General features: G+C 60.5%; 18 protein-coding genes. 10 read left to right on the forward strand and 8 right to left on the reverse strand.

The genetic code is table 11. The annotated features are described in order from the left end of the window. Positions 1-5 precede the first annotated feature (5 nt). Genes KBW81_RS13225 through KBW81_RS13235 form a run of 3 tightly spaced genes read right to left on the reverse strand, consistent with a single transcriptional unit; the run spans position 6 to position 2,251 of the window. Positions 6-740, reverse strand: a complete 735-nt coding sequence (locus KBW81_RS13225) for an amino acid ABC transporter ATP-binding protein (RefSeq protein ID WP_090185850.1) — start codon at positions 738-740, stop codon at positions 6-8. Next, positions 737-1,411, reverse strand: a complete 675-nt coding sequence (locus tag KBW81_RS13230; protein WP_090185849.1) for an amino acid ABC transporter permease — start codon at positions 1,409-1,411, stop codon at positions 737-739. Before KBW81_RS13230 ends, KBW81_RS13225 begins: the two co-directional genes overlap by 4 nt. A gap of 54 nt (positions 1,412-1,465) precedes the next feature. Beyond that, positions 1,466-2,251, reverse strand: coding sequence for a transporter substrate-binding domain-containing protein (locus KBW81_RS13235; RefSeq protein ID WP_254247491.1), 786 nt, complete (start codon positions 2,249-2,251; stop codon positions 1,466-1,468). Between the two features lie 181 nt (positions 2,252-2,432). Between KBW81_RS13235 and KBW81_RS13240 the strand changes: the two genes are divergently transcribed. Beyond that, positions 2,433-3,125, forward strand: a complete 693-nt coding sequence (locus KBW81_RS13240) for a FadR/GntR family transcriptional regulator (protein WP_254247492.1) — start codon at positions 2,433-2,435, stop codon at positions 3,123-3,125. 3 nt (positions 3,126-3,128) lie between these two features. Here KBW81_RS13240 and KBW81_RS13245 read toward each other — a convergent pair whose 3' ends face one another. Continuing rightward, complete coding sequence (locus KBW81_RS13245) at positions 3,129-3,791, reverse strand: GntR family transcriptional regulator (protein WP_254247493.1); 663 nt, start codon at positions 3,789-3,791, stop codon at positions 3,129-3,131. A 275-nt stretch (positions 3,792-4,066) separates the two neighbouring features. Here KBW81_RS13245 and KBW81_RS13250 point away from each other — a divergent pair, with 275 nt between their 5' ends. The 9 genes from KBW81_RS13250 to KBW81_RS13290 all read left to right on the forward strand — a co-directional run bounded on the left by KBW81_RS13250 (position 4,067) and on the right by KBW81_RS13290 (position 12,065). Next, positions 4,067-5,053: an ABC transporter ATP-binding protein gene (locus tag KBW81_RS13250; protein ID WP_090185839.1), complete on the forward strand. Its 987-nt coding sequence runs from the start codon at positions 4,067-4,069 to the stop codon at positions 5,051-5,053. A 34-nt stretch (positions 5,054-5,087) separates the two neighbouring features. After that, positions 5,088-6,365, forward strand: a complete 1,278-nt coding sequence (locus tag KBW81_RS13255; protein WP_254247494.1) for an ABC transporter substrate-binding protein — start codon at positions 5,088-5,090, stop codon at positions 6,363-6,365. Positions 6,366-6,422: 57 nt separating this feature from the next. Next, positions 6,423-7,277: an ABC transporter permease gene (locus KBW81_RS13260; protein ID WP_254247495.1), complete on the forward strand. Its 855-nt coding sequence runs from the start codon at positions 6,423-6,425 to the stop codon at positions 7,275-7,277. Next, the gene (locus KBW81_RS13265; RefSeq protein ID WP_090185830.1) at positions 7,277-8,116 is read left to right on the forward strand and encodes an ABC transporter permease; all 840 of its coding nucleotides are present in this window, start codon (positions 7,277-7,279) and stop codon (positions 8,114-8,116) included. The genes KBW81_RS13260 and KBW81_RS13265 overlap by 1 nt, the downstream gene beginning before the upstream one ends. Then, entirely contained in the window at positions 8,113-8,739 is a 627-nt protein-coding gene (locus tag KBW81_RS13270; protein WP_254247496.1) for an aspartate/glutamate racemase family protein, read from the forward strand. The genes KBW81_RS13265 and KBW81_RS13270 overlap by 4 nt, the downstream gene beginning before the upstream one ends. Then, positions 8,736-9,152, forward strand: a complete 417-nt coding sequence (locus KBW81_RS13275; RefSeq protein WP_254247497.1) for a nuclear transport factor 2 family protein — start codon at positions 8,736-8,738, stop codon at positions 9,150-9,152. The genes KBW81_RS13270 and KBW81_RS13275 overlap by 4 nt, the downstream gene beginning before the upstream one ends. Then, entirely contained in the window at positions 9,149-10,036 is an 888-nt protein-coding gene (locus KBW81_RS13280; RefSeq protein ID WP_254247498.1) for a polysaccharide deacetylase family protein, read from the forward strand. Before KBW81_RS13275 ends, KBW81_RS13280 begins: the two co-directional genes overlap by 4 nt. Positions 10,037-10,300: 264 nt before the next feature. Continuing rightward, on the forward strand, positions 10,301-10,873 hold the full coding sequence (locus KBW81_RS13285; RefSeq protein ID WP_254247499.1) for a peptide-methionine (R)-S-oxide reductase: 573 nt from the start codon (positions 10,301-10,303) through the stop codon (positions 10,871-10,873). Between the two features lie 79 nt (positions 10,874-10,952). Continuing rightward, positions 10,953-12,065 carry a THUMP domain-containing class I SAM-dependent RNA methyltransferase gene (locus tag KBW81_RS13290; protein WP_254247500.1) on the forward strand — a complete coding sequence of 371 codons (1,113 nt, stop codon included), beginning with the start codon at positions 10,953-10,955 and terminating at the stop codon, positions 12,063-12,065. On the opposite strand, the gene KBW81_RS13295 is transcribed toward KBW81_RS13290, so the two are convergent. From KBW81_RS13295 to modA, 4 genes are read right to left on the reverse strand one after another with little or no spacing between them, the layout of a single operon-like run. After that, complete coding sequence (locus tag KBW81_RS13295) at positions 12,034-12,537, reverse strand: gluconokinase (RefSeq protein ID WP_254247501.1); 504 nt, start codon at positions 12,535-12,537, stop codon at positions 12,034-12,036. The genes KBW81_RS13290 and KBW81_RS13295 overlap by 32 nt on opposite strands. Then, complete coding sequence (modC, locus tag KBW81_RS13300; protein ID WP_254247502.1) at positions 12,534-13,583, reverse strand: molybdenum ABC transporter ATP-binding protein; 1,050 nt, start codon at positions 13,581-13,583, stop codon at positions 12,534-12,536. The genes KBW81_RS13295 and modC overlap by 4 nt, the downstream gene beginning before the upstream one ends. Beyond that, entirely contained in the window at positions 13,580-14,269 is a 690-nt protein-coding gene (gene modB, locus KBW81_RS13305; protein ID WP_254247503.1) for a molybdate ABC transporter permease subunit, read from the reverse strand. Before modB ends, modC begins: the two co-directional genes overlap by 4 nt. Beyond that, positions 14,269-15,003 (reverse strand): molybdate ABC transporter substrate-binding protein, encoded by a 735-nt coding sequence (gene modA, locus KBW81_RS13310; RefSeq protein ID WP_254247504.1) that lies wholly within the window; start codon positions 15,001-15,003, stop codon positions 14,269-14,271. The genes modB and modA overlap by 1 nt, the downstream gene beginning before the upstream one ends. Positions 15,004-15,012 lie beyond the last annotated feature (9 nt).

A 15,012-nucleotide genomic window follows, 5' to 3' on the forward strand; every position in this document is an offset into this window, starting at 1 on the left:
TGTCTTTAGTGGTTCAGCACGGCGCCAAGGAAATTGCGCGTGCGGGATTCTGTTGGATGTTCAAGCACCTGCTGCGGTGTGCCGGTTTCGATCACTTCGCCGCCGTCCATGAATATGACGCGGTCGGCAACTTGGGCGGCAAAGCCCATTTCATGCGTGACGACGATCATCGTGACGCCCGTTCCGGCAAGGGATTTCATCACGTCCAGCACCTCGCCCACCATCTCTGGATCAAGGGCAGAGGTCGGCTCGTCGAACAGCAGCACCTGCGGCTCCATCGCTAATGCGCGGGCGATGGCGACGCGCTGTTGCTGACCGCCAGACAGGTGCTGCGGGTATTTGTCCGCCTGTTCGGCAATTCCGACGCGGGCAAGCAGTTGATCCGCCAACTTAGCGGCATCCGCGCGGGACGTGCCGCGCACCCGGCGCGGGGCAAGCATGACGTTGTCGCGTACGGACAAGTGCGGGAACAGGTTGAAGCCTTGAAAGACCATGCCGACCTCTGCCCTGACCTTGGCCAGTGCGCGGCCCGGCACGACGGGGGTGCCATCGACGCGGATTTCGCTTTTGCTGTCGAAGTCTTCCAGCCGATTGATGCAGCGGATCAGGGTTGATTTGCCAGACCCGGACGGGCCGATGACGCAGACGACTTCGCCCTTGCCAATATCAAGGTTGATGCCGCGTAGGGCGTGATAGGTGCCGTAGTATTTGTGCAGATCGCGAATGCTGACGTAGCTCATGCCCGGCGCCCCCCGTGATAGCGGCGTTCAAGGTAGGATACGAACAGGACCAGCGGCCACAGGAACGCGATATAGATCAGCGCAGCCCCGATCAGCGGCGAGGGGTTCGCCGTCAAAGCCTGCGCTTGGGTCGCCTGTTTCAACAGGTCCGGCATGGCAACGACAGAGGCGAGCGCGGTGTCCTTGATGACGTTAATCGAATTATTCGTTAGCGGCGGGATCACGATGCGGACGGCCTGCGGCAGGATCACATCGAACATCGTTTGCCGCTGGTTCAGGCCCAGCGCTTCGGCCGCTTCAAACTGGCCATGGGGGATCGCCTCGATCCCGGCGCGGAAAATCTCGGCGGTGTAGGCGCCCGACACCAGCGTCAGGGCCGTCATGGCAGAGGCAAAAGAGGACAAGCGCAGGCCGAGGAAGGGCAGCGCGTAGTAGATGACAATCAGCAGCACCAGCAGCGGGATCGACCGAAAGATGTCGATATAAAGCCGCATCAGTAGGCGCACAGGCTTGACGGCGTAAAGGCCCAGCAAGGCCACAACTAATCCCAGCGCCAGCCCGGCAATGATACTGGCAGCGCCCAGTTGCAGCGTCAGCCACAGTCCGTCCAGCAGCATCGGCAGGCTACGGCGCAGCACCGCCATGTTCAAAAAGGTGTCGAAAAAGTCCATGAGCGTCTTTCAGTCAAGGTCGCACGGCCCCGGTTAGGGCCGTGCTTTTGGCGCTTAGTTCAAGGTGGGCATATCCATGACGGTCACGGTCGATGTCGTGTCTTCTGGGGTCGCGCCGAACCACTTTTCATGCAGGGCGGCGACGGTGCCGTCCTCTTTCAACGCGCTCAGCACGTCGTTCACTTCGGTGGCCAGCGGCGCGTCCTTGGCGAACATCATGGAATAGGCTTCGCCGGTGGCGATGCGCTGAACGACCTTCAGCTCTGGCTTGTCCTTGACGTAATACTGCAGCGCCGGAATGTCAGAGATGTAGCCAGCGATCCGGCCAGCCGCGAGGTCGAGCATGGCAGGCGCAAGACCCTCGTAACGGTTGATCGTGGCAAAGCCGTATTCAGCCGCATTTTCAGTCGCCCACATATCGCCTGTGGAACCGGTATCGACACCGACGACCTTGCCCGACATCTCATCCAAGGACGCGGGGCCGTCTGCGGTTACGGTCAGCGACTGGTCGCTGTCATAATAGGGCTGGGCGAAGGTCACGGACTCAAGGCGTTCCTGCGTGATCGTGATCGAGGACATGGCGATATCGACCCGGCCCGATTGCACGGCAGAGAACAGGCCCTGAAACGGGATGTTCACAATTTCCACGCCGCGACCCAGTTTTTCGGCGACGGCATTGACCAGATCAACTTCGAACCCGACGTTGGCCCCGGTGTCGTCCTGAAATTCCCACGGCACGTTGCCGATGTTTGCGCCGACTTGCAGGTCTTGCGCTGTGGCGGCGGTGCCCATGGTAGCGGCCAGTGCAATGGCGGCAATTTTGCTAAACGATGAAATCATGTTGCTGTTTTCCCTGTTGCTGATGTGAATATTGCTTCACTATTGGTCTGACCGGTCAGACCGGTCTGACCAATAGCAAGCACACAGATCGCCATCTGGCAAGGCTTGGCACTGGGGAAATCGGAAATCAGGCGCTATACGCATAAAAATGCGCCAAATCGAGAGTTGCAGGATGAACCACATGAGCGGCAAGAGTAGCGTCACCCAGACTGTCGCCCGCAGGCTGCAAGAGATGATCAAGTCCGGCGAGTTGTCGAAGGACGAGAAAATTCCCTCTCAGCGCATCTTGTCTGAACAGTTGCAGGTATCGCGCGCCTCGCTTCGTGAAGCGCTGCTTACCCTAGAGACGCTGGGCCTTGTGCGCACCCTGCCCGCGCGCGGCACCTTTGTGACGGGGACAGAGGTATCGACTGACGCGGGCCAACAATCGTGGCGATTTGACGGTCAATTTACAATCAGCGACGTGTTTCAGTCGCGCCTGCTGATCGAAACAGAGCTGTGCCGCCTTGCCGCGCCGCACATAACTGACGTGATCGCCGACCGTCTGCACCGTGCAACGCAGCAGTTCGAAGACGCGTGGACCGCTGGCGATCTGGTCACCCACGTCGAGGCAGACCTGACCTTTCACGGTCTGATCATGGAAGCCTGCCCGAATGCCATGCTGCGGCAGCTGTATCAGTCGGTGCGCGACAAGATGACCGAAAGCCAACGCGTGCCGATTCCGAACACGGCTGTCGCGCGGATGAGCGGATCCATCAGCGAGCATCGCGCCATTCTAGAAGCGCTGCGCCAGCACGACCCTGCGCAGGCCGCCGGCGCGATGGCCGCGCATATCCGCAATACCGCCGCCTGCGCCGGGGTATCACTGGGTTAGGTGTTATCGGCGCAAAGCGTCTTTTAAGTTAACGATTTCTGAACCCTGCATGTGCAAATCAAGACTGCTATGCAGATCAGTTAAGTGCTGCGTCATCAATTTATGCGTAGCCGGGCCATCATGCGAAGCCAGCGCCGCAAGCAGTGCGTGATGCGCGTCGCTTTCGCACAACGTGCTTGGCTTGCGCCAATACAGGGCAATAATCAGGCTAGAGCGTTCAACCAAGGACCGCACGAATTCTGCGATGATCGATTGATCAGCCATACGCGCGATTTCGACGTGAAATTGCCCAGACAGCGCAAGCGCTTGCCCCCGATCACCCGCCAGCACGGCGGCATGTTCATCGGCGATATGCTGACGCAGAATCGCGATGTCGTCCGGCATCGCCTTTTGCGCCGCGGCCTGCGCCATCTGCGGTTCTATCATGATCCGCGCCTCGAACACGTCATGCGCATCGCGCGGCGTAGGGCTAGCAACACTGGCACCGCGGTTACGCTGAATATCAACCAGCTTCTGATGCGCAAGCGCCTGCAAAGCACTGCGTACGATGGTGCGGGACACGCTGTAAATGTCGCTTAGCTCGTCCTCTCGCAGCTTGGTACCTGGCGCGATTCGGTGGGCATGAATCGCCGCAGACAGATCCTGAGCAAGGCTCGTCGCCGTCATGACGCGGTCGCTGGGTGAAGCGGAAACTGGTTGTATCATCGCCCTATTTTGCCGAATCCCGCAGACCGGAGCAAGCCCGTGATGAGTATCAACCACCATATCGTCACCAATCTTTGAGTTAATTGTATACAATATTCATCCTAATTTCTGAGCACCCACCTCCAATTCTGCGACAAAAAGCGGCAAAGCTACGCCTCGCCCTGCTAGAATCCGTGCAATTGTTTGCTGGCGTGCAAATCCGCCCCTTAGCTGAGCCCAGCAGTCACGGGGGCCATATGAGCGGTATTATCCAAGATTTAGAGCTGGTGAGCGTGACCAAACGCTATGGCACAGCGCTTGCGGTGAATGCGGTCAGCCATCGGTTTCGCCCTGCCAGCTATACCTGTTTGCTTGGGCCATCAGGCTGCGGGAAGTCATCGACGCTGCGGATGATTGCCGGGCATGAAAGCGTGACCGAAGGGTCGATCCTGCTGGCGCACCGCGACATTTCAAATTTACCGCCTGCCAAGCGCGGCACAGCGATGATGTTCCAAAGTTACGCGCTATTTCCGCATCTTAGCGTGCTGGATAACGTCGCCTTTAGCCTTAAGATGAAGGGCGTTGATGCCAAGGAACGCCGCGCAAAAGCGGCCGAGATGTTGGAACTGGTCGATCTGACCGCCCTTGCAGACCGCCTGCCTGCGCAACTGTCCGGCGGGCAACAGCAGCGCGTCGCACTGGCGCGGGCGCTGATCACCCGCCCTCAGGTCTTGTTGCTGGACGAGCCGCTGTCAGCGCTTGATCCGTTCTTGCGGGTCAGGATGCGGACCGAATTGCGCAACCTGCAAAAAGAGCTGGGGATCAGTTTCATCCACGTCACCCACGGGCAGGACGAGGCGCTTGCGCTGGCGGACGAGATTGTCGTGATGAACGATGCGGTCATCGAACAGGCTGGCCCGGCGCGCGAAGTCTTTAACGCGCCTAAGACCCGGTTCGTCGCGCAATTCATGGGCGGACATAACGTCATCGCCCTGCCCCAAGGCCATTTCGCCATTCGGTCCGACGCCGTCGGCGTCACCCCCGCAGGCAGCGGCCAGATGGAAGGCCACGTCACCGCCATCGAATATCAAGGCACCTACGTCAGTGTCATGTCCCGCATCGCAGGCGATCAAGAGGTCACGGCCCTTGTCCCTGATGCTGCCTATTTCGACGCCCCGCACCACCCCGGCGACCGCATCGGTCTGACCTGGGATGCCAAAAACCTTCACCAATTGACGGCGTGAACCGCCGCGTCCCCACAAAACAGAGAGAGATGCCATGACCAAAGCCACCAAACTTTCCCGCCGCTCCGTTCTGAAAGGCGGGGCCGCCACCGCCGCCTTTGCCGCTGGCACCACGCTGGGCGCACCAATGATCTGGGCGCAGAACATCAAGGACATCACCCTGCGCCAGTTCGGCACTGGCGTGTCAAACCTGAACGACGTCGCCGACAAGGTGAAAGAGGACCTTGGCTTTACGCTAGAGATGACAGCGCTTGATACGGACAGCGTGACCCAGCGGGCAGCCACACAGCCGAACAGTTTTGATATCGCAGATATCGAGTATTTCATCTGTAAAAAGGTCTGGGCTGCCGGAAACCTGCAGGCGATGGATACATCCAAGATCAAGAACTACGACAAGATCGTGGGCATTTTCCGCAATGGTCTGCTGACCCCGGGCAGCACGATTGCGCAGGGCACCGCGCCACATACGGTCGGCTTCACCTCTGGCCCGGACGGCACCGATTTCGTGCAAGAAGAGTCCGGTTGGATGACCCTAATCCCGACGATCTATAACGCCGACACGCTGGGCATCCGCCCCGATCTGATCGGGCGTCCCATCACCAATTGGTCCGAATTGCTGAACCCCGAATTCAAAGGCAAAGCTTCGATCCTCGATATTTCCTCTATTGGGATCATGGACATGGCCATGGTCGTGGAATCGATGGGCGAATACAAATACCCCGACAAAGGCAACATGACCCGCGAAGAGATCGACATGACTCTTGGCATCTTTACCGAAGCCAAGAAAAACGGCCAGTTCCGGTCGTTCTGGAAGTCCTTCGACGAATCCGTGAACCTGATGGCATCTGGCGAAGTCGTCATTCAATCCATGTGGTCGCCTGCCATCACCGCCGTCAAATCGCGCGGGATCGAATGTGTCTATCAGCCGCTGGAAGAAGGTTACCGGTCTTGGGGCGGCGGTATCGGCCTGTCCAAATCCCTGACCGGGCTAGAGCGTGACGCGGCCTATGAATACATCGACTGGTATCTGGACGGCTGGGTCGGCGGTTATTTGATGCGGCAGGGCTATTATTCCGCTGTGCCTGAAACATCCAAGAACTTCATGTCCGAAAACGAGTGGGGCTATTGGTTCGAAGGCAAGGCTGCCACCGATGTTATCACGTCCCCCACCGGTGACGCACTAGCGCAGGCAGGCGATGTGCGCGACGGCGGCTCTTTTGATGACCGAATGGGGTCCGTGGCTTGCTGGAACTCCGTCATGGACGAAAACCAGTACATGGTCCGCAAGTGGAACGAATTCATCGCCGCGTGAAGAAACCTGCGGCGCGCCTGTATCGGCGCGCCGCACCCCCAATCAAAAGGCGCTGTGATGCAAGCAAGACCTAACCTGACCGGCTGGCTGATGGTGTCGCCGCTGGCGATCGTGCTGGCCGTGTTCCTTGTGCTGCCGATCATCCTGATCGGTGTCGTTAGCTTTTGGACGGCGACAGAGTTCAGCATCATCCCCGCCTTTTCATGGGAGAATTACGATTTTCTGTTTGGATCACCCGTCACATACAGCGTGTTCCTGAACACCTTTAAATACGCGATTATCACGTGGGCGCTGACCTTTAGCATCGGGTTCACGATTGCCTATTATCTTGCCTTTCATATCCGCACGCAGACATGGCAGATCGCCCTATTCCTGCTGTGCACGATCCCATTCTGGACCAGCAACATCATCCGCATGATCAGCTGGATCCCGTTTCTGGGCCGCAACGGCATCGCCAATTCCGCACTCATCAGTTGGGGCGTGGTGGACGAGCCGCTTGACTGGCTGCTGTTCAGCGACTTTGCCGTGATCCTTGCCTTCGTGCATCTTTATACGTTGTTCATGGTGGTACCGATCTTCAACACCATGATGCGCATCGATAAATCCCTGATAGAGGCGGCGCGGGACGCAGGCGCGAACGGCCGCCAGATCCTGTGGAATGTGATCCTGCCGCTGACCAAGTCCGGCATCATGATCGGCACGATCTTTGTCGTGACGCTTGTCATGGGCGACTTCATCACGGTTCGCTTTATGAGCGGATCACAGTCCGCCAACGTCGGACGCCTGATCTCTAACGATATCGCCTTGCTGCAATATCCCAGCGCCTCGGCCACGGCGATTGTCCTGCTGGCCACCGTGCTGATCACCATCGCCATCCTGCTGCGCTTTGTTGACATAAGAAAAGAGCTGTAATGGAACCCCGCCCCAAGTCATTTTACGTTCTGACTGCGTTCTTTGCGCTGTTCATGCTGTTCCTTTACGGCCCGACTATCACCATCGGCATCCTGTCGTTTCAGGGCGAGGGCGGCGGCCTGACCTTTCCGATGCGCGGCGTGTCGACCTATTGGTTCCGCGACCTGTTCCAGCAGCAGGCGGTCGGCGACATCTGGGGCAGCTTTAGCCGCAGCATCGTGCTGGGCCTGATGGTCATGGTCACGACGGTCACCGTGTCGGTCATGGGCGGGCTGGCGTTCCGCACCCGGTTCAAGGGCTCTGGCATCCTATTTTACCTGATCATCACCGCGCTGGTGATCCCGTCGATCCTGATCTCTTTGGGCGTCGGCTTGCTGTTCAGCCAGACGGGACTGACCGTTCATTGGGCGACATCCGGTTTTGGGGCACAGCTGACGTGGACGCTGCCGTTCGGCCTGCTGATCATGTTCGCCGTCTTCAACCGTTTCGACAAAAGCTATGAGGAAGCGGCGCGTGATCTGGGGGCCAGCCCGTGGCAGACCCTGCGCCATGTTGTGCTGCCGATTATTGCGCCCGCGCTGATTGGCGTCGCGCTATTCGGCTTCACCCTGTCCTACGACGAATTCGCCCGCACGCTGCTGACCGCGGGCAGCTACAACACGCTCCCGCTCGAGATTTACGGGATGACGACGAATGTCACCTCTCCGGTCCTTTATGCGCTGGGAACGCTGACGACCTTGTTTTCATTGGCCATTATCGGCGTATTCTTGACCATCGCGCTGATTGGCAACCGCCGCCGGGCGCGGGCGGGATCGGACGCGGGTAAAGGTGTGTTGTGATCGTCATCATCAACCCGAACAGCACGGCAGCGATGACCGAAACGCTGCTGACCACCGCCCGCCAGATGTGCCCCAATGCCCAGATCGAAGGTTGGACATCCCACGACGGCCCGCCCGCGATCCAAGGGCCGCAGGACGGTGCTGCCTGCATTCCGCCCCTGCTGGTACTGGTGAAAAAGGCCTATGACACAGGCGCAACGGTCATCATCATCGGCTGCTTTGACGACACAGGCTTGACCGAGGCGCGTGCGCTCGTCCCCTGCCCTGTAATCGGGATCGGGCAGGCCGCTTATGACAAAGCCGCGCAGCTGGGCCGTTTCAGCGTGGTAACGACGCTCGCCGTCTCGATCCCGGTGCTGGAAGGGAACATCGCAGCCCTTGGCCTGACCCCGCTTTGCGCGCGCGTGCGCGCCAGCGGTGTACCGGTACTGGACCTTGATATCGATCCCGCCACCGCCATTCCCCGCGTATTGGCAGAGGCGCGGCAGGCGGTGGCCGAAGACGGCATCAGCGCTATTGTTCTGGGCTGCGCAGGCATGGTGGACGTGGCGGCCAACGCGCCTGATTTCCCTGTGCCGTTGATCGACGGCCTGCGCGCCGCGCTTGAAAGGACGATGCAATGACAGACCCCGCGACGCAGGCCAAACAAGTCGTAGAGGCGTATTTAGAACGATCCATGGTTCCTGACCCAGAGGGTGCCGCCAAGTATGTTTCGGCAGATATTAAGATCACCTTTACTGGCGGGCGCGCCTTTACCGCGCCAGCGCAGACGGCTGCGTTCAACGCCAAACGCTATGCATGGGTGAAAAAGCGGTTCATCCGCACCGATGCGGTTCAGGATCACGAAACCGGCGACGTTCACGTCTATAATACAGGGCATCTGTACGGCGCTTGGCCGGACGGCACCGCATTTGACGGCAACCGCTATATCGACATCTTTACGGTGCGCGGCGGCAAAATCGTTGAAACGCAAATCTGGAACGACAGCGCGGAAATCCTGCTGGACCGTGCCGGCCTGGCAGAGGCGCCGCTATGACCCTGCCAACGCATGGACGCTATGATTACACCCCGATCACCCAGCGCCCCGATTTTGACTGGCCCGGCGGCAGGCGGCTGGCGGTCTATCTAGGTGTGAACCATGAACACTTTGCCTTTGGGGCAGGAAACGGCGCGCAGATCGGTAATGCCGAACCCGAGCCTGATGTTTTGAACTATGCTTGGCGCGACTACGGCAACCGGGTCGGTGCGTGGCGGCTGATTGATCTGCTGGACGATCTGAACCTGCCCGCCACCGTGCTGCCCAATAGCGAAATGTACGATTACGCCCCCGCCCTGATGGCGGCCCACGCCGCCCGCGGGGACGAGGTCGCAGGCCATGGCCGCACCAATTCCGAAAGCCAAAGCGGCATGAGCGAGGCCGAAGAGGCGGCGATGATTGCCCATTGCTCTGATGTGATCACGGCGCACGCCGGGCAACAACCCAAGGGGTGGCTTAGCCCGTGGATTGCAGAGACCGAGGTGACGCCGGATCTGCTGGTAGAGGCGGGATATAGCTACACCATGAACTGGTGCATGGACGACCAGCCAGTCTGGATGCGCACTAGGTCCGGCCCGCTGCTGTCCCTGCCTTACGGCCAAGAAATCAATGACATCCCTGCGATTGTCGGGCGCAAAACGGGCGCGGCAGAGTTTGCCGATATGATCATCGACAACTTTGACGAACTGCTGGATCAAAGCGTCGCGCAACCGCTGGTCTTTGGCATCGCGCTGCACCCTTATATCGTCGGCCAACCCTTTCGCCTGCGCCAGCTGCGACGCGCGCTAAACCATATTGCCCAGCGCCGGGATGACATCTGGATCACGACGGCAGGGCAGATCGCGCAGGCCTATGCCGCACGCATCCCGCCGCCCGTATCCTAGACGGATTCAGACCTTTGGTGCCCTTACCAAGGCAGCAGACCACGTCCATATCAGCCCAATCAAGGGGTACCTTTGACGGCAAACGAAAAGCGAGCGCGGTGACATTCATGTCATCAGCACAGCAAAAAACTGTCATAATGCGCAAAGACCTAATACAGGTTAATGGCTGTCAATTGCGATCGTCACCCCGGTGAACATTCACCAAAACCTAAGACCTCGGCGATAGCTACGAGAGCGGCACGATATAACGCGCGAGGGAACGACATGGACGCCACGACAGACAACCTAACACGGCGCCGCTTTTTTGCGGCAAGCAGTGTCGCAGCCTTGACCGTCGGTGCCGCCGGCTGCGCAGGCGCGAATATCACACCGGGGGCCGCGGCCGATCTGGGCGGCGTCAACCGTCGCTACCAGCCCGACCGGTCCTATCCTTACGAAGTGCGCCGCACCGACGCCGAATGGCGCGCGATGTTAAGCGACACTGAATACAGCATCATGCGCGAGGGTGAGACTGAAGTCCCCAAGTCCAGCTTTTTGTGGCAAGAAACCAAAGACGGCGAATACCACTGCAAAGGCTGCGATCTGAAAGTTTACGATTCGCGCTGGAAAACCATCGTGGACAAAGGATTTTCGTTCTTTTTCCATTCTGAACCCAACGCCGTGATGACCGATATCGACGGCCCCAATCCTGCCTATGGCATGCGCCCGAATGCAGAAATTGCGCTGACCGAAATCCATTGCCGCCGCTGTGGCAGCCATCTGGGTCACCACCTGATTGTCGGCAACAGGCCGCTGCATTGTATTAACGGGACAGCGCTTAACTTTCGCCCCAGCTAATCCCTAAGCCTAAATCCCGTGCGTCTGGTGCAATCGCTTTTCCAGATGCGCGGGCCTGCGTTTCGCGCTAGATGGGCGCATGACTGATACCTCATTCGACATTTTCGTGACCGCGCCGCCGGGGCTAGAGCCTTTGTTGCTGGCGCAGGTGCAGGCCGCTGGTTTTGCCGGGGCGCAAGCCGTACCGGGCGGCGTCAGCTTTCCAGGTGGCTGGCCTGATGTGTGGCGCGCCAATGTGGAACTGCGCGGCGCGGGGCGCGTCCTTGCGCGGTTTGGCAGCTTTTTGGCGTTCCATTTGGCGCAGTTAGACAAGCGGTCACGCAAGTTTCCATGGACCGACACCCTGCGCGCCGACGTACCTGTCCGGGTCGAAGTCACCTGTCATAAATCGAAAATCTATCATGCGGGTGCAGCCCAGCAGCGCATTGAAACCGCCCTGAAAGAAGAGGCCGGGATCACCATCGCCTCTGATGCCCCGATCACGCTGAAGGTGCGGATCGACGACAATACGGTGACGATGTCCGTCGATACCAGCGGCGAAAGCCTGCATAAACGCGGTCATAAAGAGGCTGTCGGCAAGGCCCCGATGCGCGAAACGCTGGCATCGCTGTTCCTCGCGCATTGCGGCTACACCGGGACCGAACCCGTCGTGGACCCGATGTGCGGGTCAGGCACCTTTGTGATCGAGGCGGCAGAGATCGCGCGCGGGCTGATGCCCGGACGTTCGCGTGATTTCGCCTTTATGCAGCTGGCCAGCTTTGACCGGGCCGCCTTTGATGCGCTGCGCAGCGCTTACGCTTTGCGCGACACCAATCTGCAATTCTACGGCTCGGACCGCGATACCGGCGCAGTGCGCAATGCGACGGCGAACGCGCAGCGGGCGGGCGTTGGCGATATCACGACCTTTGCCCACCACGCGATCAGCGATCTGCCGCGTCCTGCCGGGCCGCCAGGTCTGATCATGGTCAACCCGCCCTACGGCGCGCGCATTGGCAACCGCAATCTGCTGTTTCCGCTGTACGGCGCGCTGGGTGCGACGCTGAAAGACCGCTTTCGCGGCTGGCGTGTCGGCCTTGTCACAAGCGAGCCGGGGCTGGCCAAGGCGACGGGTCTGCCTTTCACGCAGGACCGGCTTCAGGTGCCGCATGGCGGGTTGAAGGTCACGCTGTTCCGAACAGACCCGTTGAAATAATAGCTGCGATGATCTGCTCCGGTGTTTGGTCCAGATCAACAACAACCGCCGCCTCGTCCGCTTGCAGCGGCTGTAGCGTGGCAAGCTGGCTGTCCAACAGTGCGGGCGGCATGAAGTGGCCGGGGCGCTGACTGACCCGCTGCGCCAGCACGGCGCGCGCGCCGTCCAAATGCACAAAAACAACCCCCGTCGCAGCGGCGCGGATGCGGTCACGATAGCTGCGTTTTAACGCAGAACAGGCAATCACCTCTGACCCTGCGCCCAGCGCGCCGCCGACCGCATCAAGCCAAGGCGCGCGGTCATCGTCGTTCAGCGCAATGCCCTGCGCCATCTTTGCAATATTGGTAGGCGGATGCAGGCTGTCCCCGTCCAGAAAACCAAGCCCAAGGCGCTGCGCCAGCGCGGCCCCGATATGGGATTTGCCGCAACCCGACACCCCCATGACAATGATCAATGGTGCGGCGTCACTCATGCGCTGCCTCCGATATCTTGCGGTGCCATGGCCGTGGCTTTCAGGATGGCGTGAACTTCTTGCCCGACCGCCAGTCCCATCAGCGCGGCAGAACGCCGTGTGATCCGCGCAAGCAAACGGTCCGTGCCAGAGACAAGCGAAACAGCAACACCCGGACCTTGACCGATTTCAATCGCAGCAATTTGGCACCGCAACACGTTCAGGGCCGACAGCCCGGCAGGTTTTGCCGTGGACAGGATCACATCCTGCGCCGGAATTCGCAGGCGAATGCGTGCGCCAGGGGAGCCAAGGCGGCCCGGCAGGATCAGGCGGCCAGCGGACAAGGCGACCTCTGTCAGGCCGTCTGCGGTGTTCAATCCGCGCACGGTGCCGGTCAGGACGGCACCTGCTTCCCTGACACCAATCAGCGGGACGGCAGCGGGATCGGACAGGATATCGTCCAGCGGGCCAGCGCGGGTCACGCGGCCCGCGTCCAGCAAAACAAGGGTCGTCGCAAGGCGCGCGACCTCTGACATGGCATGGCTGACGTAGATGATCGGGATCCGCGCGGTGCTGCACAGCCGTTCAAGATAGTGCAGCACCTCTGCCTTGCGGGGCGCATCAAGGGCGGCAAGGGGTTCATCCATCAGCAACAATTGCGGGCGCATCATCAGGGCGCGGCCAATAGCCACGCGGGACTTTTCCCCGCCAGACAGGGACGCCGGGCGGCGATCAAGCAGATCGTCTAGACCCAGCATATCGATCACAGCGCCGCGGTCATGGCTGCCGCCGTAGGTCAGGTTTTGCAGGACGGACATATGGGGAAAAAGCCGTGCGTCCTGAAAGACATAGCCGATCCGCCGTTTATGCACCGGCAGCCGCGTCAGGTCGGCGCCGCCGACGCGCACATACCCTGCATCCAGCGGCAACAGCCCCGCGATCCCGTTAATCAACGAAGATTTGCCAGAGCCGGAGCGACCAAAAATCGCCGTCACGCCGGCAGGCGCAGTAAAGGCGGCATCAAGGGTGAAATCACCCAACCGCTTCGTGACCGCGACATCAATCATCCGGCAATCCGGGCGGTCATGCGCCGCGACAACCATTCGGCCAGCGCCAGCGTGCCCATGGCCAAAACGATCGAGATCACGACCAGAGATACCACCGCCCCGTCCTGCCCGGGCACCTGTAACAGCGCATAAATCGCCGACGGGATCGTCTGCGTCTGCCCCGGGATTGCGGCGACAAAGGTGATCGTTGCGCCGAATTCACCAAGGCTTTTGGCAAAACCCAGTACCGCCCCGGCCAGCACGGCGGGGGCGATCAGCGGCAAGGTTACGGTCAGGAACACACGGGCGCGCGATGCGCCAAGGGTGGCGGCTGCGTCCTCTAGGCCGGGTGGCACAGCCTCGAATCCCAGCCGGATCGCGCGGACGGTCAAGGGAAACGCCATGATCGCGGCGGCCAACACGGCCCCGGTCCAGCGAAACGCCAGCGTGATCCCAAAGGTGTCGCGCAGAAAGCCGCCAATCGGCCCTTGGGTGCCAAAAGCCAGCAGCAACAGATACCCCGTCACGACGGGGGGCAGCACCAGCGGCAGGTGCACCAACCCGTTCAGTAGGCCCCTGCCCCAGAATTGCTTGCGCGCCAGTAGCCAGGCCACGGCAATCGCGATGGGCAACCCCAGCAGGGTCGCGACCAACGCCACGCGCAGCGACAGCGCAACGGCGGCCCAGGCGGCTGCGTCAAGCGACATCAGGGTGCAGCCAGCGGGATAAAGCCCGCCTGTTCAAAGGCTGCTTGCCCGGCGGGGGATTTGAGCAAATCCAGCAAGGCGGTGGTTTCGGGATTGGCGGGGCCGACGGTGGCGGCTTGGTACAGGATCGGGGTGTGACTATCCTCTGGCAAGGTTGCGACGATGGTGACGGCGGGTTCGACACGCGCGTCCGTGCGATAGACCAGCGCAAGCGGTGCCTCGCCCCGCGCGGTTAAGGCAAGGGCGGCGCGGACACTGTCGACCTCTGCCAAGTGGTCCTTCACCGTGTCCCACAGGCCCAGTGCGGTCAGGGATTCAGCGCCGTAAATCCCGGCGGGCACGGATGCCGTCAGACCAATGGCAAGGCGGCCATCCGGGCCAAGCGCAGCGGCGAACGCATCGGGCGTCAACGCCAGATCAGGGGTGCCAGCAGGGGCCACAATCACAATCTGATTGCCCAGCAGGTCGGTCACGGTGCCCGGGGTCAGTACGCCAGCCTTATCCATCGCCTGCATCCAGTCGGGATGCGCCAGAAACACCAGATCCGCAGGGGCACCAGCCATGACCTGCCGCGCTAGCGTGCCACTGCCACCATAGGTCGCGGTGACGCCGGGCTGGGTTTGCAGCAACTGGTCCAGCGGCTCTTTCAAACTTGCGGCGGCGAAAATGGTCAGATCGCGGGCTTGCGCAGAGGTCGCAAAAAGCAGCGAAAGAAGAAGGGCGATGTGTTTCATGAACGGACT

Source organism: Loktanella salsilacus, assembly GCF_024206795.1.
In the GTDB taxonomy this organism is placed as follows: Bacteria; Pseudomonadota; Alphaproteobacteria; order Rhodobacterales; family Rhodobacteraceae; genus Loktanella; species Loktanella salsilacus.

Coding starts and splice junctions, on each gene's coding strand:
- KBW81_RS13235 (WP_254247491.1), bottom strand. CDS start 2,251: ATGATTTCATCGTTTAGCAAAATTGCCGCCATTGCACTGGCCGCTACC.
- KBW81_RS13265 (WP_090185830.1), top strand. CDS start 7,277: ATGGAACCCCGCCCCAAGTCATTTTACGTTCTGACTGCGTTCTTTGCG.
- KBW81_RS13240 (WP_254247492.1), top strand. CDS start 2,433: ATGAGCGGCAAGAGTAGCGTCACCCAGACTGTCGCCCGCAGGCTGCAA.
- KBW81_RS13280 (WP_254247498.1), top strand. CDS start 9,149: ATGACCCTGCCAACGCATGGACGCTATGATTACACCCCGATCACCCAG.
- KBW81_RS13290 (WP_254247500.1), top strand. CDS start 10,953: ATGACTGATACCTCATTCGACATTTTCGTGACCGCGCCGCCGGGGCTA.
- KBW81_RS13275 (WP_254247497.1), top strand. CDS start 8,736: ATGACAGACCCCGCGACGCAGGCCAAACAAGTCGTAGAGGCGTATTTA.
- KBW81_RS13225 (WP_090185850.1), bottom strand. CDS start 740: ATGAGCTACGTCAGCATTCGCGATCTGCACAAATACTACGGCACCTAT.
- KBW81_RS13260 (WP_254247495.1), top strand. CDS start 6,423: ATGCAAGCAAGACCTAACCTGACCGGCTGGCTGATGGTGTCGCCGCTG.
- KBW81_RS13245 (WP_254247493.1), bottom strand. CDS start 3,791: ATGACGGCGACGAGCCTTGCTCAGGATCTGTCTGCGGCGATTCATGCC.
- KBW81_RS13295 (WP_254247501.1), bottom strand. CDS start 12,537: ATGAGTGACGCCGCACCATTGATCATTGTCATGGGGGTGTCGGGTTGC.
- modA (WP_254247504.1), bottom strand. CDS start 15,003: ATGAAACACATCGCCCTTCTTCTTTCGCTGCTTTTTGCGACCTCTGCG.
- modC (WP_254247502.1), bottom strand. CDS start 13,583: ATGATTGATGTCGCGGTCACGAAGCGGTTGGGTGATTTCACCCTTGAT.
- KBW81_RS13285 (WP_254247499.1), top strand. CDS start 10,301: ATGGACGCCACGACAGACAACCTAACACGGCGCCGCTTTTTTGCGGCA.
- KBW81_RS13230 (WP_090185849.1), bottom strand. CDS start 1,411: ATGGACTTTTTCGACACCTTTTTGAACATGGCGGTGCTGCGCCGTAGC.
- KBW81_RS13250 (WP_090185839.1), top strand. CDS start 4,067: ATGAGCGGTATTATCCAAGATTTAGAGCTGGTGAGCGTGACCAAACGC.
- KBW81_RS13255 (WP_254247494.1), top strand. CDS start 5,088: ATGACCAAAGCCACCAAACTTTCCCGCCGCTCCGTTCTGAAAGGCGGG.
- modB (WP_254247503.1), bottom strand. CDS start 14,269: ATGTCGCTTGACGCAGCCGCCTGGGCCGCCGTTGCGCTGTCGCTGCGC.